At 70.8% G+C, this 23,070-nt stretch carries 21 protein-coding genes and 1 tRNA gene; 10 read left to right on the forward strand and 12 right to left on the reverse strand.

Translation table 11 applies throughout. The features are described from left to right. The first annotated feature begins 148 nt into the window (after positions 1-148). The 4 genes from HNQ79_RS01990 to HNQ79_RS02005 all read left to right on the forward strand — a co-directional run bounded on the left by HNQ79_RS01990 (position 149) and on the right by HNQ79_RS02005 (position 4,450). Complete coding sequence (locus HNQ79_RS01990) at positions 149-817, forward strand: HNH endonuclease family protein (protein WP_185026112.1); 669 nt, start codon at positions 149-151, stop codon at positions 815-817. A gap of 181 nt (positions 818-998) precedes the next feature. Then, positions 999-2,675 carry an alkaline phosphatase D family protein gene (locus HNQ79_RS01995; RefSeq protein WP_185026114.1) on the forward strand — a complete coding sequence of 559 codons (1,677 nt, stop codon included), beginning with the start codon at positions 999-1,001 and terminating at the stop codon, positions 2,673-2,675. A gap of 229 nt (positions 2,676-2,904) precedes the next feature. Then, on the forward strand, positions 2,905-3,363 hold the full coding sequence (locus HNQ79_RS02000) for a DoxX family protein (protein ID WP_185026567.1): 459 nt from the start codon (positions 2,905-2,907) through the stop codon (positions 3,361-3,363). 418 nt (positions 3,364-3,781) lie between these two features. Further along, entirely contained in the window at positions 3,782-4,450 is a 669-nt protein-coding gene (locus HNQ79_RS02005; protein WP_185026116.1) for a DedA family protein, read from the forward strand. On the opposite strand, the gene HNQ79_RS02010 is transcribed toward HNQ79_RS02005, so the two are convergent. Together HNQ79_RS02010 and HNQ79_RS02015 are read right to left on the reverse strand one after the other, a co-directional pair. After that, a complete protein-coding gene (locus HNQ79_RS02010) occupies positions 4,372-4,593 on the reverse strand; it encodes a DUF2277 domain-containing protein (RefSeq protein WP_185026118.1) in 222 nt (73 codons plus the stop codon). The genes HNQ79_RS02005 and HNQ79_RS02010 overlap by 79 nt on opposite strands. Before the next feature lie 159 nt (positions 4,594-4,752). Then, a tRNA-Val gene (locus HNQ79_RS02015) sits at positions 4,753-4,824 on the reverse strand. A gap of 249 nt (positions 4,825-5,073) precedes the next feature. Between HNQ79_RS02015 and HNQ79_RS02020 the strand changes: the two genes are divergently transcribed. The 3 genes from HNQ79_RS02020 to HNQ79_RS02030 all read left to right on the forward strand — a co-directional run bounded on the left by HNQ79_RS02020 (position 5,074) and on the right by HNQ79_RS02030 (position 7,656). Further along, a complete protein-coding gene (locus tag HNQ79_RS02020) occupies positions 5,074-5,835 on the forward strand; it encodes a DUF4097 family beta strand repeat-containing protein (protein ID WP_185026569.1) in 762 nt (253 codons plus the stop codon). A gap of 80 nt (positions 5,836-5,915) precedes the next feature. Next, positions 5,916-7,379, forward strand: a complete 1,464-nt coding sequence (locus HNQ79_RS02025) for a hypothetical protein (protein WP_229923145.1) — start codon at positions 5,916-5,918, stop codon at positions 7,377-7,379. Between the two features lie 58 nt (positions 7,380-7,437). Further along, on the forward strand, positions 7,438-7,656 hold the full coding sequence (locus HNQ79_RS02030) for an FmdB family zinc ribbon protein (protein ID WP_185026119.1): 219 nt from the start codon (positions 7,438-7,440) through the stop codon (positions 7,654-7,656). A gap of 67 nt (positions 7,657-7,723) precedes the next feature. Here the strand turns inward: HNQ79_RS02030 and HNQ79_RS02035 are convergent, their stop codons facing one another. Then, entirely contained in the window at positions 7,724-8,383 is a 660-nt protein-coding gene (locus HNQ79_RS02035) for an O-methyltransferase (protein WP_185026121.1), read from the reverse strand. A gap of 225 nt (positions 8,384-8,608) precedes the next feature. Here HNQ79_RS02035 and HNQ79_RS02040 point away from each other — a divergent pair, with 225 nt between their 5' ends. Beyond that, complete coding sequence (locus HNQ79_RS02040; RefSeq protein ID WP_185026123.1) at positions 8,609-9,271, forward strand: DedA family protein; 663 nt, start codon at positions 8,609-8,611, stop codon at positions 9,269-9,271. On the opposite strand, the gene HNQ79_RS02045 is transcribed toward HNQ79_RS02040, so the two are convergent. The 3 genes from HNQ79_RS02045 to HNQ79_RS02055 all read right to left on the reverse strand — a co-directional run bounded on the left by HNQ79_RS02045 (position 9,213) and on the right by HNQ79_RS02055 (position 14,084). Then, positions 9,213-10,076, reverse strand: a complete 864-nt coding sequence (locus HNQ79_RS02045) for an HAD family hydrolase (protein ID WP_185026125.1) — start codon at positions 10,074-10,076, stop codon at positions 9,213-9,215. The two genes, HNQ79_RS02040 and HNQ79_RS02045, sit on opposite strands and share 59 nt — an antisense overlap. A 125-nt stretch (positions 10,077-10,201) precedes the next feature. Further along, positions 10,202-12,874 carry a phosphoribosyltransferase gene (locus HNQ79_RS02050; RefSeq protein WP_229923144.1) on the reverse strand — a complete coding sequence of 891 codons (2,673 nt, stop codon included), beginning with the start codon at positions 12,872-12,874 and terminating at the stop codon, positions 10,202-10,204. A gap of 37 nt (positions 12,875-12,911) precedes the next feature. Then, positions 12,912-14,084 (reverse strand): HpcH/HpaI aldolase/citrate lyase family protein, encoded by a 1,173-nt coding sequence (locus HNQ79_RS02055; RefSeq protein ID WP_185026129.1) that lies wholly within the window; start codon positions 14,082-14,084, stop codon positions 12,912-12,914. 191 nt (positions 14,085-14,275) lie between these two features. Here HNQ79_RS02055 and HNQ79_RS02060 point away from each other — a divergent pair, with 191 nt between their 5' ends. Next, positions 14,276-15,157, forward strand: a complete 882-nt coding sequence (locus HNQ79_RS02060; RefSeq protein WP_185026131.1) for a TerD family protein — start codon at positions 14,276-14,278, stop codon at positions 15,155-15,157. 99 nt (positions 15,158-15,256) lie between these two features. Here the strand turns inward: HNQ79_RS02060 and HNQ79_RS02065 are convergent, their stop codons facing one another. The 6 genes from HNQ79_RS02065 to HNQ79_RS02090 form a co-directional block, all read right to left on the reverse strand. Then, on the reverse strand, positions 15,257-16,018 hold the full coding sequence (locus HNQ79_RS02065) for a TerD family protein (protein ID WP_185026133.1): 762 nt from the start codon (positions 16,016-16,018) through the stop codon (positions 15,257-15,259). 118 nt (positions 16,019-16,136) lie between these two features. Further along, on the reverse strand, positions 16,137-17,285 hold the full coding sequence (locus tag HNQ79_RS02070; protein WP_185026135.1) for a DUF475 domain-containing protein: 1,149 nt from the start codon (positions 17,283-17,285) through the stop codon (positions 16,137-16,139). A 28-nt stretch (positions 17,286-17,313) separates the two neighbouring features. Then, complete coding sequence (locus tag HNQ79_RS02075) at positions 17,314-17,889, reverse strand: TerD family protein (RefSeq protein ID WP_185026137.1); 576 nt, start codon at positions 17,887-17,889, stop codon at positions 17,314-17,316. A 111-nt stretch (positions 17,890-18,000) separates the two neighbouring features. Continuing rightward, positions 18,001-18,576, reverse strand: a complete 576-nt coding sequence (locus HNQ79_RS02080) for a TerD family protein (protein WP_185026139.1) — start codon at positions 18,574-18,576, stop codon at positions 18,001-18,003. A 160-nt stretch (positions 18,577-18,736) separates the two neighbouring features. Continuing rightward, entirely contained in the window at positions 18,737-19,219 is a 483-nt protein-coding gene (locus HNQ79_RS02085; RefSeq protein ID WP_185026141.1) for a peroxiredoxin, read from the reverse strand. A gap of 115 nt (positions 19,220-19,334) precedes the next feature. Next, positions 19,335-19,775, reverse strand: coding sequence for a DUF3052 domain-containing protein (locus HNQ79_RS02090; protein WP_185026143.1), 441 nt, complete (start codon positions 19,773-19,775; stop codon positions 19,335-19,337). A 506-nt stretch (positions 19,776-20,281) separates the two neighbouring features. Here HNQ79_RS02090 and aceE point away from each other — a divergent pair. Further along, positions 20,282-23,014, forward strand: coding sequence for a pyruvate dehydrogenase (acetyl-transferring), homodimeric type (aceE, locus tag HNQ79_RS02095; RefSeq protein ID WP_185026145.1), 2,733 nt, complete (start codon positions 20,282-20,284; stop codon positions 23,012-23,014). Positions 23,015-23,070: the final 56 nt, after the last annotated feature.

Consider the following 23,070-nt stretch of genomic DNA (forward strand, 5'->3'; position numbering starts at 1 on the left):
CCGTGAACACCTTGATATGACGTGCCCATGACGTCACGCTGTTACCTGGCGCACGCCTCCCGGAAACCCGGCGCCGCCACGATGGCTTTGCCGCGCGGAAGTTGACGGAATGCGCGGAGCAACTTCCCCCCACACAACGGGAGTTCCTATGTCACGCCCCACCGCCGCCCGCACCGCGCATTTCTACGCGCGTCGCGCCGCCGTCGCCGCCGGAGCGACCGCCCTCGCCGCCGCAGGCCTGCTCGCCACCTCACCGAGCGCGGTGGCCGCGCCGCCCCCGCCCGTCGACGCGGGCACCGCGCGCACCTACCTCGCCGCCCTGACCGTGCAGGCGGAAGGCACCTCGGACGGGTACAGCCGGGACAAGTTCCCGCACTGGAGCACCCAGTCGGGCGCCTGCAACACCCGCGAGTTCGTCCTGAAGCGGGACGGCAGGAACGTCGAGCAGGACACCAGCTGCGCGGCCGTGAGAGGCAGTTGGTACTCCGAGTACGACGGCGCCACCTGGACGGCGGCCTCCGACGTGGACATCGACCACATGGTGCCGCTCGCCGAGGCATGGCGTTCGGGCGCGAGGAACTGGACGACCGCCGACCGCCAGGCCTTCGCCAACGACCTGAACCGCCCGCAGCTCATCGCCGTCACCGACAACGTGAACCAGGCGAAGGGCGACAAGGACCCGGCCGAGTGGCTGCCGCCGCGGACCGCGTACACCTGCACATACGTCCGGATGTGGGTGCACGTGAAGCACCACTGGAAGCTGTCCGTCGACCAGGCGGAGAAGACCGCCCTGCAGGGCGCTCTGCGGAACTGCTGAGCCGCGCGGCCCCACGGAGCGGCCCGCCGGGAGCCCGGCACCCCGTGCGGCCCGTGCGGCCCCAGGCGGTCCCCGGTATCGAAGTCAGTGCGAAGTCGACGCCCGGAACTCCCCCGCTCACCTCCGTCGTTCCGTACCCTACGGGGCCGTGGCCCCGCACGGGGACGACGGAGGAGGGCACATGACCGGGCTGCGGCTGGGACCAGTACTGCGGTACGTCGACTGGGAGAACGGTGACACGGCGACCGTCTGGGTGGAGACGGACCGCCCCTGCACCGCGGAGGTCGTCTGCGAGGGCGGCGGCGGAGGCACCGCGGAAACGTTCCAGGTGGCCGGGCACCACTACGCGCTGATCGTGGTCACCGGGCTGCGACCGGGCACCTCGACGCCGTACGAGGTGCGCCTCGGCGACAGCAGGGTGTGGCCGCTGCCGGATTCCGGCTTCCCGCCGAGCACCATCGACACGCCGCTCCCCGGCGCGGACTCGGCGGTGCTCACTTTCGGTTCGTGCCGGTGGGCGGCGCCCGCCGAGGACTCGAAGGACCCGGCGGGCCCGGACGCGCTGGACACGCTCTCGGCGCGCATCGCCCGCGACCCCGGCGGCGAGCGGCCGGACGCCCTGCTCCTGCTGGGCGACCAGGTGTACGCGGACGAGATCTCCAAGGCCACCCGGCGCTGGCTGGCCGCCCGGCGCGACCTGCGCGAGCCGCCGGGCGTGGAGGTCGCGGACTACGAGGAGTACACCCGCCTTTACTACGAGTCCTGGCTCGACCCGGGGGTCCGCTGGCTGCTGTCCACCGTTCCCACCTGCATGATCTTCGACGATCACGACGTCATCGACGACTGGAACACCAGCGCCGCGTGGGTCGCCGACATGCGGGCCACCCCGTGGTGGCGCGAGCGCATCCTCAGCGGCCTGATGTCGTACTGGGTCTACCAGCACCTGGGCAACCTCTCCCCGGAGGACCTGGCCGCGGACGAGCTGTACGCGCGGGTACGCGCCACCGCGGACGGGACGGAGATCCTGCGCGAGTTCGCGGACCGCGCCGACCAGGACCCCGTTTCCGTGCGCTGGAGCTACCGGCGCGACTTCGGTTCCGTACGGCTGCTCATGGTGGACACCCGGGCCGCCCGCGTACTGGAGGAGGGGGCGCGGGCGATGCTCGACGAGGACGAGGCGCGCTGGCTCGCCGAGCAGGTACTGGACGACTCCCGGCGCTGCGACCACCTCCTGATCGGCACCTCGCTGCCGTGGCTGCTGCCGCCGCTGATCCACGACGCGGAGGCCTGGAACGCGGCGCTCGCGACGGGACTGCGGGGTCCGCGCTGGGCCAGGTTCGCCGAGGACCTGCGCAGGCGCTCGGACCTTGAGCACTGGGCGGCCTTCCCCGAGTCGTTCGCGCGGATGGCCCGGCTGATCGCGGAGGCGGGCAGCGGCCCGAACGCCCCGGCGACGGTGTGCGTGCTGTCGGGCGACGTCCATCACGCGTACGTGGCCGAGCCCACCGAGTGGCCGGCCGACGCGACACCGACCACCGCGAGGGTCCTTCAGCTGACCTGCTCACCGGTGCACAACGGCATCCCGTCCTCGATCAAGCTGGGATTCCGCTTCGGCTGGAGCGCGACCGGCAGGCGGCTGGGGCGGCGACTGGCCCGGCACGGCCGGCTGGGGGAACCGCTGCTGCGGTGGCGGCGCACCGGCGGACCGTGGTTCGGGAACCAGCTGATGACCCTGACGATGCGCGGGCGCGCGTCACGGCTGCGGCTGGACCAGGCGCAGCGGCTGCGCGGCGGACAGCAGGGGGGAGGCACGGCCCGTCTCTCCACCATCATGACCACGGACCTGACACAGGAATGACACAAAGGGGCCAACTACCGTAAAGCAGGCGCCACTTGGGAGTGAATTTCAGCCATGACCAGAAAGTTGAACTTGCAAGCACACTGAGGCTACCTAACCTCCTGGCAACGCAGGTCTCTTCGAGCTGCGTACCCACCAGGCCCTCCCCAGGCCTCCACCGAGGAGTCCCCCACCCATGACTGCCCCCTCCGCGCCCGCTTCCCCCTCCGGTCCCCCTCCGTCGTCCGGCCTGCCCGCACGGCTGACGGAGGCCGGGCCGTACGCGCTGGCCCTCTTCCGCTTCGTCACCGGCCTGCTCTTCGCCTGCCACGGCGCCGCCTCGCTCTTCGGGGTGCTGGGCGGTGCGGGCGGCACCGGCGGCACGGTGCCCGCCGGATCCTGGCCGGGATGGTACGCAGCGGTGATCCAGCTGGTCGGCGGCACGCTGGTGGCCCTCGGCCTGTTCACCAGGACGGCGGCGCTGATCTCCTCCGGCTCCATGGCGTACGCGTACTTCGTGATGCACCAGCCGGAGGCGCTGTGGCCGCTGGAGAACGGCGGCGAGGCGTCCGCGATGTTCTGCTGGTCGTTCCTGCTGCTGGTCTTCACCGGACCCGGCGCGGTCGCGGTGGACCGCCTCCTGGCGTCCGGCCGCGCACGTCCTGCCGCACACCGGGACGAGCAGCGCACCCCGGCGGCGGCCGCCTGACCCGCACGGCTGCGCCCCATGCCGCGCAGGCAGGCGTGCGGACCGATCCCGCTCGACGGTCCGCACGCCCCTTCCGCGTCACCCGGGGCGAGGCCCTGCACCGTCACGACGACGGTCGTCCCCGCACTCCGCTTCCCGGCCTTCCCCGCGCGACCTGTGCCCCCGCACCGTCGCGTGTCCCGCCCGCGGACCCGCACTCCGCGCGCCCCGTACCGCCGTCGCATCCGACGCGGCAGTCGGGTGAGCGCGCACCAGCCGGGTGGAGGCCGTCACACCTCACGACGTGATCTCCCCGACATCAGCCGCCCCGGAAGCATCCGGACGCCGCGCCAGGCGTAGGCTGGACCGCTGTTAAGCCGCCCCTGCCGCTCCCCTCGCGACGTCGCGGCGTTGATCCAGACCCACCGGGGAGTTCGCAGTGCTGGAGAGCCTTGGGGCGCTGACCGCAGGCCCGTGGATGTACGCGGTCGTCGGCGTCTCGATCGTTCTGGACGTGTTCCTGCCGATCCTGCCGAGCGGCGTGCTGGTGATCACCGCGTCCACCGCCGCGGCGGCGGGCGCGACCAACGCGGCCGTCCCGGACTCCTTCGCGCAGGACCTCCCCGACCTGCTCCTGCTCGCCCTGTGCGCGGCGACCGCCTCCCTGCTCGGTGACGTGGCGGCCTACCGGCTGGCCTGGCGCGGCGGAGCACGCCTGGACCGGGCCATCGCGCGCTCCCGGCGGCTGACCAGCGCCCAGGAACGACTCGGCACCGCGCTCAGCAGGGGCGGCGGCATCCTGGTCGTCATCGCCCGCTTCGCTCCGGCCGGCCGCTCGGTGGTCTCGCTGGGCGCGGGCGCGGCGCATCGCCGGGCGAAGGAATTCGTCCCGTGGTCGGCGCTGGCGGGCGTCGCCTGGGCGGTCTACAGCGTGGGGCTCGGCTACTTCGGCGGCCAGTGGCTGGGATCGAGCTGGCTGAGCACCGGCCTGTCCGTGCTGGCCCTGTTCGTCGCGGGAGCCGTCGCGGCCTACGTGGTCCGCCGGCCCCGCACCTCCAGCCCCGCCAGCAACCTCGCCGACGCCTCGGCCACCTCCCTCACGGCCTGATCGAACACTTCCTGGTTGTGCGCGGCGGGCGCACGGAAGCCGGAGATCTTCCGTACGTACTGGAGCGCTGCGGCGGCGATCTCCTCCTCCGTGGCCTTTCCGGGAATGGCGGGCGGTCTGAGCGTCTTGATGCTGCGGCACATACGGACAACGGTAGCCAGCCCCACTGACAACGGCCCCCCGCGCGGCCCGAACCCCATTCCGCGAGGGTCCCCGCCCGCACCGCCCGCCCTCACCACCCACGCCGAAGGCCCTGGCCGAACGATTACTCGCTCGGCCAGGGCCTTCAACAGTTCTTCCGGTGGGCGCGGACGGTTTCGAACCGCCGACATCCGCCTTGTAAGGGCGGCGCTCTACCCCTGAGCTACGCGCCCGGGCATGAGGCAACAGCGTACATGGCCAGGCGGGCTGCTTCGCAATCGATCCGGCAGCGGTCCGGGAGAGGGCGGGGGGAGCCCGGGTGCCACGTCGGGGCCGGTCAGGCTGCCGGTCAGGGCTCGCGACGGCGTGTCCCGGGGGGTTACCCCCACCCCCGATGCGGTGGGCCGCCGGATCGTACGCGCACCGCCCAGATTCCTATCGTGGAGGCACACAGACCGCACACCACAGGGGGAACGATCACCATGGCCGTCAAGAAGACCCGCGCCTTCCTCGCCGCCGGCGGCGCCGTCGTCCTCGCTCTCGTCGCCACCGGCTGCGGCAGCGCGGACGCCTCCGAGGCCCCGGTGGACAGGAAGTCGTTCCCGCTGAGCGGCAAGACCCTGACCGTCGTCACGGACGACTCCCGCCTGGAACTGGTACCCGCCGACGTCAAGGACGTAGAGGTCGAACGGCAGGTCGACGGGTGGGTGTTCCTGGGCAGCGGACCCGACCCGGTCTGGGAGATGAAGGGCGACAAGCTCACCCTGACGGTGAACTGCGACGGCCTCTCGCAGGACTGCACCGCCCGGCACAGCCTGAAGGTGCCGCGCGGCGTCGCGGTGACCGTGGACGACGACAACGGCAACGTGCACGCCGGCGGTTTCGACACCGACATGCGGATCAGGTCCGACAACGGTGCCGTGATCGTGAAGGACATGAGCGGCAACCTGCATCTGGAGAGCGACAACGGCAAGATCGAGGGCGAGGGGCTCTCCGCGAAGTCGGTGACGGCCAAGTCCGACAACGGGCGGATCACACTGGGTTTCACCGCCGTCCCGGACCTGGTGGAGGGCGTCAGCGACAACGGGGCCATCCGCCTCACCCTGCCGAAGTCGCCGTACAAGGTCGACGCGTCGAGCAGCAACGGCGCCGTACGGGTGGACGTCCCGAAGGCCGACAGCAGCACCCACGTGGTCAAGGCCCGCAGCGACAACGGCGAAGTCACCGTGCAAAGCGCGAACTAACCGGCCCGTGTGTTCGTCATTACCTGGTGGGAGAATGAATCAGCCGGGTCAGGCAGGCGGACACAGCACGGGAGAGGGATGTGACGGCGATCCACGCGCAGCCGCACACGCAGCGAGTACGCCGTCGGGCCGAGCGTCGCCCCGAGCCGGAATCCCGTCCGGGATACCGGGAGCCGGGCTCCCGCCGGGCTGCACGTGCCCTTCGCGGCGGAGGGGCCCTCCGCGACGCACTGACGCTCGCGCTGCTGCCCCTCCCGCTCCTCGCGCTCGCCGTCGCCGCCACGCCCCTCGCCTTCACGGGCGGAGGCACCCGGCGGTGGTTCGGCGGGCGCAACGAGAGCGCGCGGGCCGACGCGCAGGCGGCGAAGGACGCGGCGGCGGCCGCCTTCTACGAGCTGGACACGGCACAGCGCGACCTGCGGATCTCCATCGAGACGATCTCCGCGGTCGACAGCTCCCCCGGCGCGCAGCGCACGGCACAGCAGTTCGCCGCCCTCGGCAGGCGCATCGACGAGGCCAGCCACACCTACATCACCGCCGTCGACGCCCACGACCTGGAGCGCGACGACCTGGACGCGGGCGACGCGTCGCACGCCAGGACCGAGCTGGGCAAGGCCAAGGACGAACTGGTACGGGTCAAGGGCGAGCTCGACCGGTTCCAGCAGGGCCTCGGGCCGCTGCTCGACAAGGCGGAGACGCAGCTCGCACGGCTCGCCCCGGCGGTGGAGCGGGCCCGGCAGGGTCTGCTCGCCGCGAGCAACGCCCTGGACGCCGTACGGGCGGCGGGCCTGCGCGCGGACGACCTCGCCGCCAGGCTCGCGGCGCTCGCCCCCGAGCTGACCAAACTGAACCAGGGCGCCGGCCAGCACGGTGTGCCGGAAACCCTGGCGCGCGCCGAGCACGTGCAGCGGGACGCGGAGGCGGTACGGGCGGAAGCGGTACGGCTGCCCGAACGGGCGGCGGAGATCGACAAGCGCCTGGTGTCGCTCCGTACCCGGGCGCAGGCGCTGACCACCCGCGCAGGCAAGGTCGATCCGGTGCTGAGCGAACTGCGCCGGCGGTTCACCGCGGCCTGCTGGCAGGACCTCCAGCAGGTACCCGACCAGGCCACGGAAAACGTGCGCCTGGCGGAGGAACGCCTCAAGGAAGCCGCACAGGCCCGCGCCGAACAGCGCTGGCCGGACGCCACGTCGCTCCTCAGTACCGTCCGTGCCCTCCTCAACGGCACCGACGAGGCCGTCTCCGCGGCGGGCGACCGTCTCCAGCGCCTCAACGCGGTCGCCAGGGACCCCCAGCAGGAGATACAGCGCACCCGCTTCGCGATCCGCGACGCCCAGCGCCTCGCGATGGCGGGACGCAACACCCCCGACCCCCGGCACGCGCGGCCGCTGGACGACGCGGTGGCCCGCCTGGAGCACGCCACCGCCGCCCTGGAGGGACGCCACCCCGACTACTGGCACTTCCTCACCGAAACGGAGGCGGTGCGCCGCACGGTGGCCCGTGTCGTGTCGGAGATCCGCGAGGAGCGGGGCGCGGGAGCCTGAACGGCCGTCCCGGCGGGCATCCGCTGCCCTGGCCTGTCCGCTGCCTTAGCCTGTCCTCATGCCCCGATACGAGTACCGCTGCCGCTCCTGCGGCACCACCTTCGAAGTGTCCCGTCCCATGGCCGAGTCGTCCGCCCCGGCCGCCTGCCCGGAGGGGCACGACGACACGGTCAAGCTGCTGTCCGCGGTGGCCGTGGGCGGCACCGCCGCCTCCTCGGGCCCGGCGCCCTCGGCCGGCGGGGGCGGCGGTTGCTGCGGTGGCGGCGGCTGCGGCTGAACCCCCGCCTCCCGTCCGGCCCGCGGAGCCGGTTTCACCGTGCGGGCGAGAGCGTGACGTCGCTCGTTCACCGTTTGCGCGAGAGCGTGATGCCGTCCGACACCGGCAGCATCACGCTCTCCATCCGCCTGTCGGCCGCCACGTGCGCGTTGAACTCCTTGATGGCCGCCCCGCCCCCGGTCGCGTCCGGGTCGACGACCGCACCGCCGTACAGCACGTTGTCGCTGACGATCAATCCGCCCTGCCGCAGCCTGGGCACCAACTCCTCCCAGTAAGCGATGTAGTTGACCTTGTCGGCGTCGAGGTAGGCGAGGTCGATGTGCGGCTCGTCCGGCATCGCCCGCAGGGTGTCCCGCGCGGGCGCGATCCGCAGTTCGATCCGGTCCGCGACCCCTGCCCGGGCCCAGGCCTCGCGGCCGTACGCCGTCCACTCCTCCGACACGTCGCAGGCGATCAGCCTGCCGTCCCGCGGCAGTGCCTGTGCCATCGACAGGGCCGAGAAGCCGGTGAAGGTCCCGACCTCGACGATGTGGCGCGCACCGGTCAGCCGCACCAGGAAGGCCAGCAACGGCCCCTGTTCCTCGGCGGACTGCATCATGGCGGAGTCCGGGAACCGCTCCCAGGTCGTCCTGATCAGCTCCCGCTGCACCGCGTCCAACGGCGGGTTGTGCGCGAGGACGTAGGCGTACAGCTCGTCGGTGATCTTCGTGGTGTTGCCCTTGCTCATGCGCTGCTCCCCAGATACCCGAGTACGGCCAGCATCCGGCGACCTTATCCATGGCTCTCGCCCGGACCGGGCTTGTTGCAGACCGTGTTGGCGTGTCGCTCGTACGGGGAGCGGACGACAACCCCCGCAACCCCCGCAACCCCCGCGGCGCACCGCGGCGCACCGCGCCCGTTCCGGCGGTCTTCTTCAGTGTGCGTTCAGGGACGGGCCTCTAGCGTGGAACGCATGATCGAAACCAGCGCGGGCAGCGCACCTCAGTGGATCAACAGCCTCATGGACACCATGGGTGCTCCGGGCGCCGGTCTCGCCATCGCCCTGGAGAACCTCTTCCCGCCGCTGCCGAGCGAAGTGATCCTGCCGCTGGCGGGCTTCTCGGCGGGGGCGGGGCAAATGAGCCTGTGGGCCGCCCTGTTGTGGACGACGGCGGGTTCGGTGATCGGTGCGCTCGCGCTGTACGGAGTGGGCGCCCTGCTCGGGCGTGACAGGACGGTGGCGATAGCGGAGAAGATCCCGCTGGTGAAGGTCTCCGACATCGAACGGACCGAGGCGTGGTTCGCCAGGCACGGGACGAAGGCGGTGCTCTTCGGCCGGATGATTCCGCTCTTCCGCAGCTTCATCTCCGTGCCGGCCGGCATCGAGCGGATGCCGCTGCCGGTGTTCCTGGGGCTCACCACGCTGGGCAGCGCGGTGTGGAACACCATGTTCGTGATGGCCGGATATCTGCTGGGGGACAACTGGGCGCAGGTGTCGGGTTATGTCTCCGTGTATTCGAAGGTGGTGCTGGCCGTGGCGGTGCTCGCCGTGGCGGCCCTCGTGGCGGCTCGCGTCGTCAAGAACAAGAGGAAGCGCCGGCAGTCGTGTCCCGCGTCCGGGCGGACGCGCGGATGAACTGCCGCAGGATCTCCTCTCCCGCCGCGATCCCGTTCTCGGCGAGGGCGGTGACCTGTGGGGCACTCCAGCCGGAGTCGGCGAGTTCGCCGTGGCCGGGGCGCCAGCCCCGGTCGGCGGCGAGCAGGAGGTCCGCGTCGAGGAGGGAGTCACCGGCGGCGAGAGTGAGTGCGGCACCGGTGCGGCGGGCGACCTCGCGGACGGCGGCGCTCTTGGTGAGCGGGTCGGGCACGACGTAGATCTTGCGGCCCTGGAGGGAGACGTTCCAGCCGCGTGGCGCGGCCCAGGCGGCGAGTTCCTTGACCCAGCCGTCCGGGAGCAGGGCGCGCTCGACGACGAGGTAGGCGAAGAGGTCCTCGGCGACCCTGTCCTTCAGCAGCCAGGCGGGGTCGGCACTGCGGGCGAGGTGGGCGCGGATCTCGGCGAGCGGGGCACACTCGTCGGCGAGCCGGCGGGCCACCTGTCGCTGCCAGTCCGGGTCGGAGACCCCGTCGACGAGGAGGTGCCCGCCGTTGGCGCAGATCGCGAACTCCGGTGCCGGACCGGGCAGGTGGATGCGGTGGTACTGCTCGCGGGTGCGGGTCGTGGTGGGGACGAAGAGGGTGTCCGGGCTTCCCGACGCGAGCCGGACGAGCAGCTCGGCGGCGGTCTCGGTGACGTACGAGAGCGGCTTCGAGTCGTACACCTCTACGCACAGCAGGCGGGGGGCCTCGGCGTCGGGCATGCGCAGGCCGAGCGCGGCGGAGGAGTAGATCAGGGTGCGGTCGAGGTCGCTGGCGACGAGGACGGGGGCGGGGGCAGGCACCGGGGCTGTCCTGGGGTCGGGGGCGGGCCGCGGAGCGGTCCCGGGGGCGGCAGTGGCGGGGGGCGTGCGGTCGTGGAGCGCGGCCCGCGGGCCGGCCGGCTCGGCGAAGGGGCGTGCGGGGCTGCTCACTTGGTGCCGACCGTCTTGCCGTCGGCACCGGTGGCGCCCCTGGTGAAGCGGGGATGGATCAGGCCGACGCAGGTGTACGGCAGGTGGTCGACCTCCTCGACGGGGACGCCGCGCTGCTCGGCGAGGAGCCGTACGTGGCGCAGGTCGGCGTCGGCGCCGCGGCGGGCGAGGATCTTCCAGGGGACGCGGCGCAGCAGGACGCGGGTGGTCTCGCCCACCCCGGGCTTGACGAGGTTGACGTCGTGGATGCCGTACTCCTCGCTGATGCGTTCCACGGCGGCCCAGCCGTCCCAGGTGGGGGTGCGGTCCAGTCCCTGGAGTGCCTTGGCCTCGGTGTCGACGGCGTCGGCCACCTCCTCGAAGCGGGCGGCGACCGAGTCGAGGAAGAGGGCGGAGACGTCGTTGCCGACGAGGTCGCGGTAGAACTTTCCGCCGTGGAAGTCGTGCGGGCCCACCAGGTCGGCGCGCAGCACGGTGCGCGAGATCAGGCCGGAGACGGTGGAGTTGAGGCAGGCGGAGGGGATGAGGAAGTCCTCCTGGGTGCCGTAGGTGCGCACACACGACCCCGGGTCGGCGAGGACGGCGATCTCCGGGTCGAAGCCGTGGCGCGCGTCGACGCCTTCGGCCCGGTGGAACGCGGCGACGGCGTCGGCGAGTTCGCGGGTGATGGCGCCCTTGCCGGTCCAGCCGTCGACGAAGACGACGTCGGCCGGGTCGTGGTGGGCCGCCAGCCAGCGCAGCGCGTTCGCGTCGATGCCGCGGCCCCGGACGATGGACACCGCGTAGTGCGGCAGGTCGAGGCCGTGGCGGTACTGCGCCCAGCGGCGCATCAGGACGCCGACGGGGGTGCCCGCGCGGGCGAGGGAGACCAGGACCGGGCGGGGGGACCGCTCGGCGAGGACGGTTTCGGTGACGACGCCGACCGCCTGCGCGATCCGTGCCGCCGACTCGTCCAGTGCCGTGCGGAACAGCTCCTGGTACTCGGGCGTCGGCTGGTACTCGACCGGCAGCGACTCCGCGTAGTGGGCGCCGCCGGCCTGGATCGCCTCCTCGCGCTCCTCCGTGGGTGCTTCCAGGGTCACGTCCGAGAGGTCCTGGAGCAGCCAGCCGACGTCATCGGGTGCGTAGGAGGAGAAGCCGGGGCCCCGGAGCGGCTCGGGGAGCGGCGCGGGGAGGTGTTCGGGCACGGAGGGCTCCAGGGCCGACGAGGAAGGCGGGGAGGAAGAGGAGGGCTGGAGGGAGGAAGGGGAAGGTGCGGGGGCGTAGGAGGGCAGGACGGCGAGCAGGACGCGGCCGGTGTGCGCGGCGAGGCGGGCCAGCAGGCCGTCGGGGGCGTGCAGCGAGGGCGTGTCGGCCACGGAGTCGACGACGACGAGCACGGCGTCGAAGCCCGCACCGGACGTGCCGCCGGCGACGTTGTAGGCGTACCGCTCGCCGGGCCCGTCGGCGGGGTCGTCGTGGGCGGGGAAGACGAGCCGGGTACGGATCGCGTAGCCCGGGTCGTCGACGGCGAGTACCGGCGAACGGGTCGTGGTGGAGTACCGGACGTGTGCCCCGGTGCGGTTCTCCAGCTCCTGGGCGAGGCGCAGCGGCGCGTACATCAACTCCTCGAAGCCGAGGACCAGTACGCGCGCGTCCTCGGGCAGCTCCCCCAGCGCGGCGGCGGCCCGGCCGGCCATGGCGGGCAGGGCGTCCTCCAGCGCGGTCCGGTGCGCCGGGGTGAAACCGTGCCGACCGCCGTCGGGAATCGCGGCGGGCCAGCCCAGTTCCACCCGTACGACCTCGGCGGCCCCGGCGCCCCCGGTCCCGGCACCGGCCCCGTCCTCGGCGTCCTTGACCCCGGCTCCGGAAAGCCCTGTCACGGCACCGGCCCCGGCGGCCGAAGTGGCGCGCCGCTGTCGCGTCTCCTCCTGCTCGACCAGCTGCCGGCCCGTCTCCAGGACGTTCTGTGGCAGTCGCACCGTGCCGGAGGCCCTGGCGAGGAGGTCGACGCGGGCGCCGATCGCGTCGGCGAAGGCGGCGAGCCGGGCGTGGTCCTGCGGGGAGCGCATGTCGACGAGGGCGACGACGACGTACCGTTCGCGCGGATTGCGGGCGTGCAGGTCGCGGATGGTGTTCAGGACGGTGTTCCCCGTGGAGAACTCGTCGTCGACGAGGACCAGCGGCCCGTCCGAGGCCAGGAGCGCGGGGTCCTCGGGCAGCAGCAGGTGCGAGGTGGCGTGCGAGTGGGACTCCTCGAATCCGCCCGCGGCCGGGACGTCCTCGACCGGCCGCCGGGTGGAGTGGAGGTAGGGCGCCGCCGCGAGGCCGTCGGCCACGCAGTGACCGAGGCCCGTCGCCGTCTCGGCGTACCCGAGGACGACCGCACGGGCGGCGTCCCGGTCACCCAGCAGCTCGCGCACCCGCCGCCCGAGTTCGAACCCGGCCCCGTACACCAGGGAGGGCCGCTGGGGGACGTGCTTGCCGAGCACGTTCGACACGAGGAGGTGCGCCCGCTTGGGGTTGCGCCGCAGCGCCAGCCCCAGCAGGTCGGTCAGGGACTCGCCGCCGGCCAGGACACCGCCCGTGCCGCCGCCCGCGGCGTCACCCTCCACCAGTTCCACACCCAGTCGTTCCGCGACCCAGCTACCGGACCACACCACGTCGTTGTTCTCTCTTCTCTGTTTCATCGGCCGGTCCGTCATCGCGTCCGGGCGGGGTACCGCGTCAGTCCGCGAGCCGCGAGAGACCCGCGGTCAGGAGTTCCACGAAGCCGGTGTCCTCGCGCGCCACTCCGAACGTCTCGGCGCGCAGCAGGGTGCGCTCCGCCCACGTCCGGTGCGGCTTCACCTCGTTCATCTTGTTGGTGTACGCCGAGCGCAGCACCCCGCCCCCGCCCCGGTCCGGCCGCAGGATGTCCCGGGCGTCGCTGTACTCCTCGTGGCTCACCACGGACAGCGCGTGCACGGGCAGGACGTGCGAGGGGTGGATGCAGGTCTTGCCGAGCAGTCCGTTGGCCCGGTCGAGGGCGATCTCGCGCAGCAGCCCGTCCATGTCGTGCGCGATGAGCGCGGTGCGCAGTTCCTCGGCCTGCCCCTCCATGAAGGGGCTGCGGCGCAGCTGCGGTTTGAACATGCGCACCTGGGCGCGGAAGTACTCCCACACCGGCCCGGTGATGGTGAAGCCGGTGCCGTCGGAACGGCCGAGCACGTTCACCACGTCGCCAATGACCGAGGCGACGATCTGGACGTCGTACGCCGTCATGTCGGGCGCCCGGCGCAGTCCGTACGCGGAGCAGAAGTCGGTGACGCCCAGGCGCAGCGCGAGCACCCGGTCGCGGTACTTGTCGACGGTACGGGCGATGCCGCGCAGGGTCTCCGCCCGGGTTTCCAAGTGCAGGAGTTCCGGGGACTCCAGGACGGGCATCGCGAAGAGCCGTCTGCCGCCCGCCGCCTCGGCCGCCGTCAGCGCCTCCAGGAACGCGACGCCACGCTCCTCGGTGAACTTCGGAAGTACGAATCCGGACAACAGCCGGGCGGCGTCGCCGAGCCTGTGCACGAGGTCCGGCATCTGTTCCGGTTCACGTACCCGGACGAACAGCAGCGGGGTCTCGCGGCCGCACGCCGCCAGCTCGGTGAGCTGGCGCACCAGATTCTCCTCGGCGCCCTCGACCTCCGTGTCGTCGATCGAATCCTCCAGGCAGAGCACCATGGAGACCACGCCGCGCCCGGCCTGCTTGAGTACGTCGGCGGCGAGCGAGGGCCGGGTCGCCGGGCTGTACAGCGTGGCGCCGAGTGCCACCGCGAGCGTGCGCGCCGGGGAGTCCGCGTCAAAGACGAGCGGCTCCACATGGAAAAGGTCCTTCCGCACCGAGGCAGGAATATGCCCGAAATGACGCATGTGAGTACCCCTGTGCTGGCGCGTGGACTGTGGACATGTGGCCGGTAATAGTACGTAGGGCCACGTGTCCGTAGTTCCCCTGTCGCATGAACTCCAGGTAACCCGCGGCGTCCGGCCCCGGTCCTACCCATGCCCCCGACGGTACGGGACACGCCCCCCCACGTTGTCCCCGCACGCCTCGGGGGGGCAGGATGACCGGCATGACGCACGCGATGCTGAAGGGCGCGAACGTACCCCTCGACGCTACGGCCGTACGGGCCGTGCTCCGGTGGACCCCCGGCCCCGGCATCCCCGACGTGGACGCCTCCGCCCTGCTGGTCGGGCCGGACGGGCGGGTGCGCGCCGACGAGGACTTCGTCTTCTACAACCACGTCCGCCACCCCTCCGGCCTGGTGCGCAAGCTGTCCAAGAAGCGGATCCCCGAGGGCAACACCGACACCGTCGTGGCCGATCTGTCCTCGCTGGCGCTCGACGCCTCCGTCGACCGGGTGGTGGTGGCGGCCTCGCTCGACGTGGAGTCCTTCGAGGGCGCCACCTTCGAGCACGTACGGGACCTGCGGATCCTGCTGTACGACGCGACCGTCGCCGGAGCGGAGCCGCTCGCCGTGTTCGACGTGAAGCCGGAGACGGGCGAGGAGACGGCCGTGATCTGCGGCGAGGTCTACCGGCGCGGTGAGGGCTGGAAGTTCCGTGCGGTGGGGCAGGGGTATCCGACCGGACTGATCGGCCTGGCCACCCAGTTCGGCGTCTCGGTGGACGAGAGCGAGGCGGCGGAGGGCGCCGGCCCCGCCCGTACCGGGCCCGCCGAGGGGGCGGCCACCCAGGCTGCCCCGGGTCCCACCGCGGAGCCCGGTACCCAGGCGGCGCCCCCGGCCTCCTCCCCCGCCCAGCCGGCCTACGGTTATCCGCACCCGGCGCCGCCCCGGCCGCAGTCCCCGCCCGCCTACGGCTACCCGCAGTCCGCGTCCACCCAGCCGGCGTACGGCTACCCGCAGCCCGCCGCCGCGGCGGCCCACGCCCCGGACCCGAACTTCCGGCTGCCCCCGATGGGCCCCCAGTTCATCCGCGGCTGACCCGGCTCCCGTCGCCGCGCGGGCCCCGGGCGCCGGTCGGCCCGCCCGTGGGCGGGGTTGCGTGCCGCTCGGACGGCCCGCCCCCGGGCCGAGGGCGGGTCAGGCCTTCGTCTTGTAGCCGCGGCCCCACTGCAGACCCCAGCCGTACAGTCGGTCGAGTTCGGCCTGGAACCCGTAGACGAACTTGACCTCGCGCCGCACGGTCAGCCCGTCCTTGGTGTTCTCGATGGTGAAGACGGCGCAGGAGCGGGCCTGCGGGGCACGTTCGTCGAGGGCGATCTCGATGCGCGGCCCGTTGCTGGGGTAGAGCGTGACGACGGCCTGCGTCCGGTCGAAGGCCGGGGTCTGGTCGTAGATGTACACGAAGACCAGGAGCCGCTTGATCTGTTCGCGGTGGTCGAGGTTGATGAAGACGGTCTCGCCGGAGGGGGCGCCGAACCGGTCGTCGCCGCTGAGCTTGACGTACGGCGGGTCGTTCATGTCGCCGAAGAAGCCGCCGAGGGGCTGTACGACGCCCTTGGTGCCGTCCCGCAGCTCGTAGAGGCAGCCGAGGTCCAGGTCGACGTTGACGACGCCCTGGGTGTGTGCCTGGACGGTCTCGGGCTGGAAGAACTTGAAGGGGCGGCCCAGCAGGCTGCCGGAGTGCTTCTGCCGGCCGCCTATGTCGGAGGTGCGCATCCGCCAGGAGAGGTTGACCCGCAGGCTGCCGGTGTCGGCGCCCTGCTTGCTGAGCGAGACCACCGGATGTCGCTTGGTCAGCTCGATGGAGTTGGTCGCGGCGCTGCCCGAGTCGAACTGCGCGGACCTGCTCGGCTGCAAGCCGCCCAGCACACCCTGCCTGAGCCTGTCCCAGAAGGTCATCCGACCCACCCCCACCCCTGTGTCCCCATGCCCCTCGACACCCCGACGGGGCGGTCGCGGCGGGCCGTTGGGCCCGTGCGACCGCCCCGTGGAGAAGCGTTCCTCAAACTGCCGCGTGTCACACCCCGGAGGAGACTTCGTCCCGCTTCCCCGGACTGGATCCGCCCGCGCCTTCCTCGGCCGCGATCCGCTTGTTGCGGCGGACCGAGGTCAGGAAGGACGCGGCGATCAGGAGGATACCGACGGAACCGGTGATGATCTCGTGGATCTCGTGCTGGATGGTGATGAGCAGGATCGCCGCCAGGGCGCCGATCGCGTAGTGCGCACCGTGCTCCAGGTAGACGTAGTCGTCGAGGGTGCCCTCGCGGACCAGGTAGATCGTCAGCGAACGCACGTACATGGCGCCGATACCGAGGCCGAGCGCCATCCAGAAGATGTGGTTCGTGATGGCGAAGGCGCCGATGACTCCGTCGAACGAGAACGAGGCGTCGAGGACTTCGAGGTACAGGAAGAGGAAGAACGCCGCCTTGCCGGCCAGACCGACCGCGGAGACCGGCTTGCCCTGCTTCTTGGCCTTCTCCTCCAGCTCGTGCTCGCGCTCCTCGTCCTCCTCCAGCTTGTTCTCGAAGTGGCCGGAGAGGCCGCCGACGATCAGGTACGTGATCAGACCGGCCACTCCCGCGAGCAGCACGGTGGACGTCTTGTCCGCGTGCCCGGTGCTGGTGTGTGCCTGGGTGGCGAACGTGAGGGAGGCGCCGAGCAGCACGATGAGCGCGACGCACACCGACAGCATGTCGACCTTGCCGAGCTTGGCGAGGGGACGCTCCAGCCAGGCGAGCCACTTGATGTCACGGTCCTCGAAGATGAAGTCGAGGAAGATCATCAGGAGGAACATGCCACCGAAGGCGGCGATCGACGCGTGCGCGTCGGTCACCAGGGCCTCGTACCTCTCCGGCTGGTCCATGGCCAGCTCGACGGCTTCGATCGGTCCGACCGAGGCGCTGATCGCCACGATGACGACGGGGAACACCAGCCGCATGCCGAAGACGGCGATCAGGATGCCGATCGTCAGGAAGATCTTCTGCCAGAAGGCATTCATCTTCTTGAGGATTCCGGCGTTGACAACCGCATTGTCGAAGGACAGAGAGATTTCGAGGATGGACAGGATCAACACGATCCCGAACGCCTCCCACCCCCACTGCCAGGCGGCGAAGGCAAGGCCGAGCGCAGTGACTGCGAACGACCAGCCGAAGGTTTTCAGGACCACTGACTACCCCATCGTCTTGTAGCGGGCTTTACGAAACGTTGACCCCGAAGTCTAGAGCGATGCCTCGGAGGCCCGACGCATACCCCTGCCCCACAGCACGGAACTTCCATTCGCCGCCGTACCGGTAGACCTCGCCGAAGATCATCGCGGTCTCGCTGGAGGCGTCCTCACTGAGGTCGTAGCGGGCCAGCTCGTTGCCGTCCGCCTGGTTCACCACACGGATGAAGGCATTGCTGACCTGGCCGAACGTCTGCCCACGATTGTCCGCGTCATGAATCGAGACCGGAAAAATGATCTTGTCGACGGTCATCGGGACCTTGGAGAGATCGATGAGCAGCGACTCGTCGTCACCGTCGCCCTCGCCGGTCAGGTTGTCGCCCGTGTGCTCGACGGAGCCCTCCGGACTGGTGAGGTTGTTGTAGAAGATGAAGTACTCGTCGCCGAGCACCCGGCCGTCCTTGCACAGCAGTGCGCTGGCGTCCAGGTCGAAATCGGCCCCGGTGGTGGAACGTGCGTCCCAGCCGAGTCCGACGAGGATCCGGGTCAGGTTCGGAGCGGCCTTGGAGAGGGAGACATTGCCTCCCTTGGCGAGCGTGACGCCCATGTTCTTTCTTCCTCCCCGCGGTGAAGCTGTGGATAGGCGCGTCCGGCGCCGCACGAACGTGCGGCGCCGGACGGGTGGTGCGTGACTGGCTCGCAGGCGTGCCGCCCCGGCTCAGACGTTGACGCCGAAGTCCTGGGCGATGCCGCGCAGGCCCGAGGCGTAGCCCTGGCCGATGGCGCGGAACTTCCACTCCGCACCGTTGCGGTAGAGCTCGCCGAAGACCATGGCGGTCTCGGTCGAGGCGTCCTCGCTGAGGTCGTAGCGGGCCAGCTCGTTGCCGTCCGCCTGGTTCACGACGCGGATGTACGCGTTGCGGACCTGGCCGAAGCTCTGCTGGCGGGACTCGGCCTCGTAGATCGAGACCGGGAAGACGATCTTGGCGACATCGGCGGGTACGCCCGCCAGGTTCACCTTGATGACCTCGTCGTCTCCCTCGCCCTCACCGGTGAGGTTGTCACCGGTGTGCTCGACGGAGCCGTCGGGGCTCTTGAGGTTGTTGAAGAAGACGAAGTTCGAGTCGTTGGCGACCTTGCCGGCGTCGTTGGTGAGCAGCGCGCTGGCGTCGAGGTCGAAGTCGCCGCCGGTGGTGGTGCGCGCGTCCCAGCCCAGACCGACGATGACGGCCGTCAGGTTCGGCGCGGCCTTGGACAGCGAGACGTTTCCGCCCTTGCTGAGGCTGACTCCCACGAGTCCTCCAATGGTGTCGAGGGGCTCAGGGAGGCCCTGCCCCGTACTGCAGCTGGTATCGGATCAACGTGTCGATCCTAGTGACCGGTTCCCTGATCCGGCAGGACTTAGGTCCCGACTTACCGGTTCCGGGCGCAGCGGCGTGCGGACCGCCGCCGGGTCAGAGCGCGGCGAGGGCCCTGACGTACGCGTCGGGGTCACGGGCGTCGGGCAGGGCGTTGACGACCGCCCAGCGGACGACGCCGTCCTTGTCGATGACGAAGGTGCCGCGCACCGCGCAGCCCTTGTCGGAGTCGAAGACGCCGTAGGCCCGTGCGACGTTGCCGTGCGGCCAGAAGTCGGACAGCAGCGGGTACTCCAGGTCCTCCTGCTCGGCGAAGACGCGCAGGGTGTGCATGGAGTCGCAGGAGACGGCGAGGAGCTGGACGTCCTCGTTGACGAAGGTCTGCGAGGCCTCGCGCAGGGCCCGCAGCTCGTCGGTGCAGACCCCGGTGAAGGCGAAGGGGTAGAAGACCAGCACCACGTGCCGCTCGCCCCGCAGGTCGGACAGGCGCACGGTGCGGCCGTGGTTGTCCTTGAGCGCGAAGTCCGGGGCGACGGAGCCCACCTCGGCAGCCGTGCCCGTTTCCGCCTCGATCGTCATGCGTGCCGCCGCTTCCTCGCCGTGGGGACCGTTCGCAACGAGCCTACGCAAAGGGCCCCCGCCGGTCTGCGCCGGAGGGGGCCCTTCGTAGCTGCTCATGAGGTCGTTCCGGCTGCTAGCGCTTGCCGGACTTCGCCGCCTTCGGGGTGACCAGGCGGCTGCCCGTCCAGTCCTTGCCCGCGTTGATGCTCTTGGTCTGCGAGAGACCGGCGGTCTGTGCGGCTTCGTTGATGTCGCTCGGTTCGACATAGCCGTCACGGCCGGTCTTGGGGGTCATCAGCCAGACGGTGCCACCGTCGTCGACGAGCTGCGTGGCATCCACCAACGCGTCCGTCAGGTCGCCGTCCTCGTCCCTGAACCACAGGACGACGGCGTCAGCCACGTCGTCGTAGTCCTCGTCGACGAGTTCGCCGCCGATGATCTCCTCGATGGCGTCGCGGAGCTCCTGATCGACATCGTCGTCGAAGCCGATCTCCTGGACCACCTGCTCGGGCTGGAAACCCAGCCTCGCGGCAGGGTTGGTCCGCTCCTCCGCGTGGTCCGCGGTCGCGCTCACGGATTGCCTCCTGATCTTTTTTCGGGAAGTGCTTTTTCAGCGATGTGCCTGAGCCGCGCGCGTGCGCGGCATTGGCCGTAGTCCACACGGGCGGGACCGATCGCGCAAGTACCCGGCCGCCCGGACCGCCGAAACGGTGACGGATGGGGCACCCGCACCGCAACTCCTGACGGGCCCCCAGGCGGGCACAGTGATTCATCCCACACCATTACGTACGTTTCCTGATGTTTTGTGGCTTCAGTGCGCCAATCGGAGGCCAACGGTCTTACGAAACACATGAACGGGTTGGGCGTAAGGTTGCGATTTGGCCGATGCCACCTGCACGGGCACCGGCCGGGGGTCGGCCCGCCCTGTGGTTACCCCACGGTAGAGATGACGTTTACGTCCCCTGGGTACACGATGGACAGCGGCGCGACACCCAGACAGTGACAGCTCAGTGACCCCCACTGGCGCCTCCTCACTGGCACCCGCATGTGTGGTCATTTCCCTACGAGTGAAGGAACAGCGTGGCTTCCGGATCCGATCGCAACCCGATCATCATTGGCGGCCTGCCGAGCCAGGTCCCGGATTTCGATCCCGAGGAGACCCAGGAATGGCTCGACTCGCTTGATGCGGCCGTCGACGAGCGGGGCCGCGAACGCGCCCGCTACCTGATGCTCCGACTGATCGAGCGCGCCCGCGAGAAGCGCGTGGCCGTGCCCGAGATGCGCAGCACGGACTACGTCAACACGATCGCGACCAAGGACGAGCCGTTCTTCCCGGGCGACGAGGAGATCGAGCGCAAGGTCCTCAACGCGACCCGCTGGAACGCAGCCGTGATGGTCTCCCGGGCCCAGCGTCCCGGCATCGGCGTCGGCGGCCACATCGCCACCTTCGCCTCCTCCGCCTCGCTGTACGACGTGGGCTTCAACCACTTCTTCCGCGGCAAGGACGACGGCGACGGCGGCGACCAGATCTTCTTCCAGGGGCACGCCTCGCCGGGCATCTACGCCCGCGCGTTCCTGCTGGACCGGCTGACCGAGGCGCAGCTCGACGCGTTCCGCCAGGAGAAGTCGAAGTTCCCCGACGGTCTGTCCTCGTACCCGCACCCGCGGCTGATGCCGGACTTCTGGGAGTTCCCGACCGTCTCGATGGGACTGGGCCCCCTCGGCGCCATCTACCAGGCCCGGATGAACCGGTACATGGAGGCGCGCGGCATCGCCGACACCTCCAAGTCGCACGTGTGGGCGTACCTGGGCGACGGCGAGATGGACGAGCCCGAGTCGCTCGGCCAGCTGTCCATCGCCGCGCGCGAGGGTCTGGACAACCTGACCTTCGTCGTCAACTGCAACCTGCAGCGCCTCGACGGCCCGGTACGCGGCAACGGCAAGGTCATCCAGGAGCTGGAGTCGCAGTTCCGCGGCGCCGGCTGGAACGTCATCAAGCTGGTCTGGGACCGCTCCTGGGACCCGCTGCTCGCACAGGACCGCACCGGCATCCTGGTCAACAAGCTCAACACGACCCCGGACGGCCAGTTCCAGACGTACGCCACCGAGACCGGCGCGTACATCCGCGAGCACTTCTTCGGTGGGGACCAGCGGCTGCGCGACATGGTCAAGGACATGTCGGACGAGCAGATCCTGCACCTGGGACGCGGCGGCCACGACCACAAGAAGGTGTACGCGGCGTACGCGGCGGCCAAGGCGCACAAGGGCCAGCCGACCGTGATCCTCGCGCAGACGGTCAAGGGCTGGACGCTGGGGCCGAACTTCGAGGGCCGCAACGCCACGCACCAGATGAAGAAGCTGACCGCGGACGACCTCAAGCGCTTCCGCGACCGGCTGCACATCCCGATCGCCGACAAGGAGCTGGAGAGCGGCGCGCCGCCGTACTACCACCCGGGCCGCGACTCGGAAGAGATCCAGTACATGCACGACCGCCGCAAGAGCCTGGGCGGTTACGTACCGAGCCGGGTGGTGCGCGCCAAGCCTCTGCCGCTGCCCGGGGAGAAGACGTACGCGGCCGCGAAGAAGGGTTCCGGCACGCAGTCGATCGCCACGACCATGGCGTTCGTGCGCGTCCTCAAGGACCTCATGCGGGACAAGGAGATCGGCAAGCGTTTCGTGCTGATCGCGCCCGACGAGTACCGCACCTTCGGCATGGACGCGTTCTTCCCGAGCGCGAAGATCTACAACCCGCTCGGCCAGCAGTACGAGTCCGTGGACCGCGAACTGCTGCTCGCCTACAAGGAGTCGCCGACCGGACAGATGCTGCACGACGGCATCTCCGAAGCGGGCTGCACGGCCTCGCTGATCGCCGCGGGTTCGGCGTACGCGACGCACGGCGAGCCGCTGATCCCGGTGTACGTCTTCTACTCGATGTTCGGTTTCCAGCGCACCGGTGACCAGTTCTGGCAGATGGCCGACCAGCTCTCGCGCGGTTTCGTACTGGGTGCGACCGCCGGCCGTACGACGCTGACCGGTGAGGGCCTCCAGCACGCGGACGGCCACTCGCAGCTGCTCGCGTCCACCAACCCGGGCTGCGTGTCCTACGACCCGGCCTTCGGGTACGAGATCGCGCACATCGTCCAGGACGGCCTGAAGCGGATGTACGGCGAGAACGCCGAGGACATCTTCTACTACCTGACCGTCTACAACGAGCCGATCCAGCACCCGGCCGAGCCCGAGAACGTGGACGCCGAGGGCATCCTCAAGGGCATCTACCGGTACAGCACCGGCGAGAAGGGCGAGATCCCGGCGCAGCTCATGGCGTCCGGTGTCGCGGTGCCGTGGGCGGTCGAGGCGCAGCAGATCCTCGCCGACGAGTGGAACGTCAGGGCCGACATCTGGTCCGCGACGTCGTGGAACGAGCTGCGTCGCGACGCCGTGGAGTGCGAGGAGCACAACCTCCTGCACCCCGAGGAGGAGATCCGCGTGCCGTACGTGACGCGGAAGCTCGACGGCGCCGAGGGGCCGTTCGTGGCGGTCTCCGACTGGATGCGCGCGGTTCCGGACCAGATCTCGCGCTGGGTGCCGGGTGCGTACACCTCGCTCGGTGCGGACGGCTTCGGTTTCGCCGACACGCGTGGCGCGGCCCGTCGCTTTTTCCACATCGACGCCCAGTCGATCGTGCTGGCGACGCTCTCCGAGCTGGCCAAGCAGGGGAAGATCGACCGTTCCGCGTTGAAGCAGGCGGTGGACCGCTACCGGCTGCTCGACGTGACGGCGGCCGACCCGGGTGCGGCCGGCGGCGACGCGTAACCGCATGACGTGGTGAGCGGGGGCGGGGGGGCCCCCGGGGGCCCCCCCCGCCCCCG

Origin of the sequence: Streptomyces candidus (assembly GCF_014207445.1) — a bacterium.
In the GTDB taxonomy this organism is placed as follows: domain Bacteria; phylum Actinomycetota; class Actinomycetes; order Streptomycetales; family Streptomycetaceae; genus Streptomyces; species Streptomyces candidus.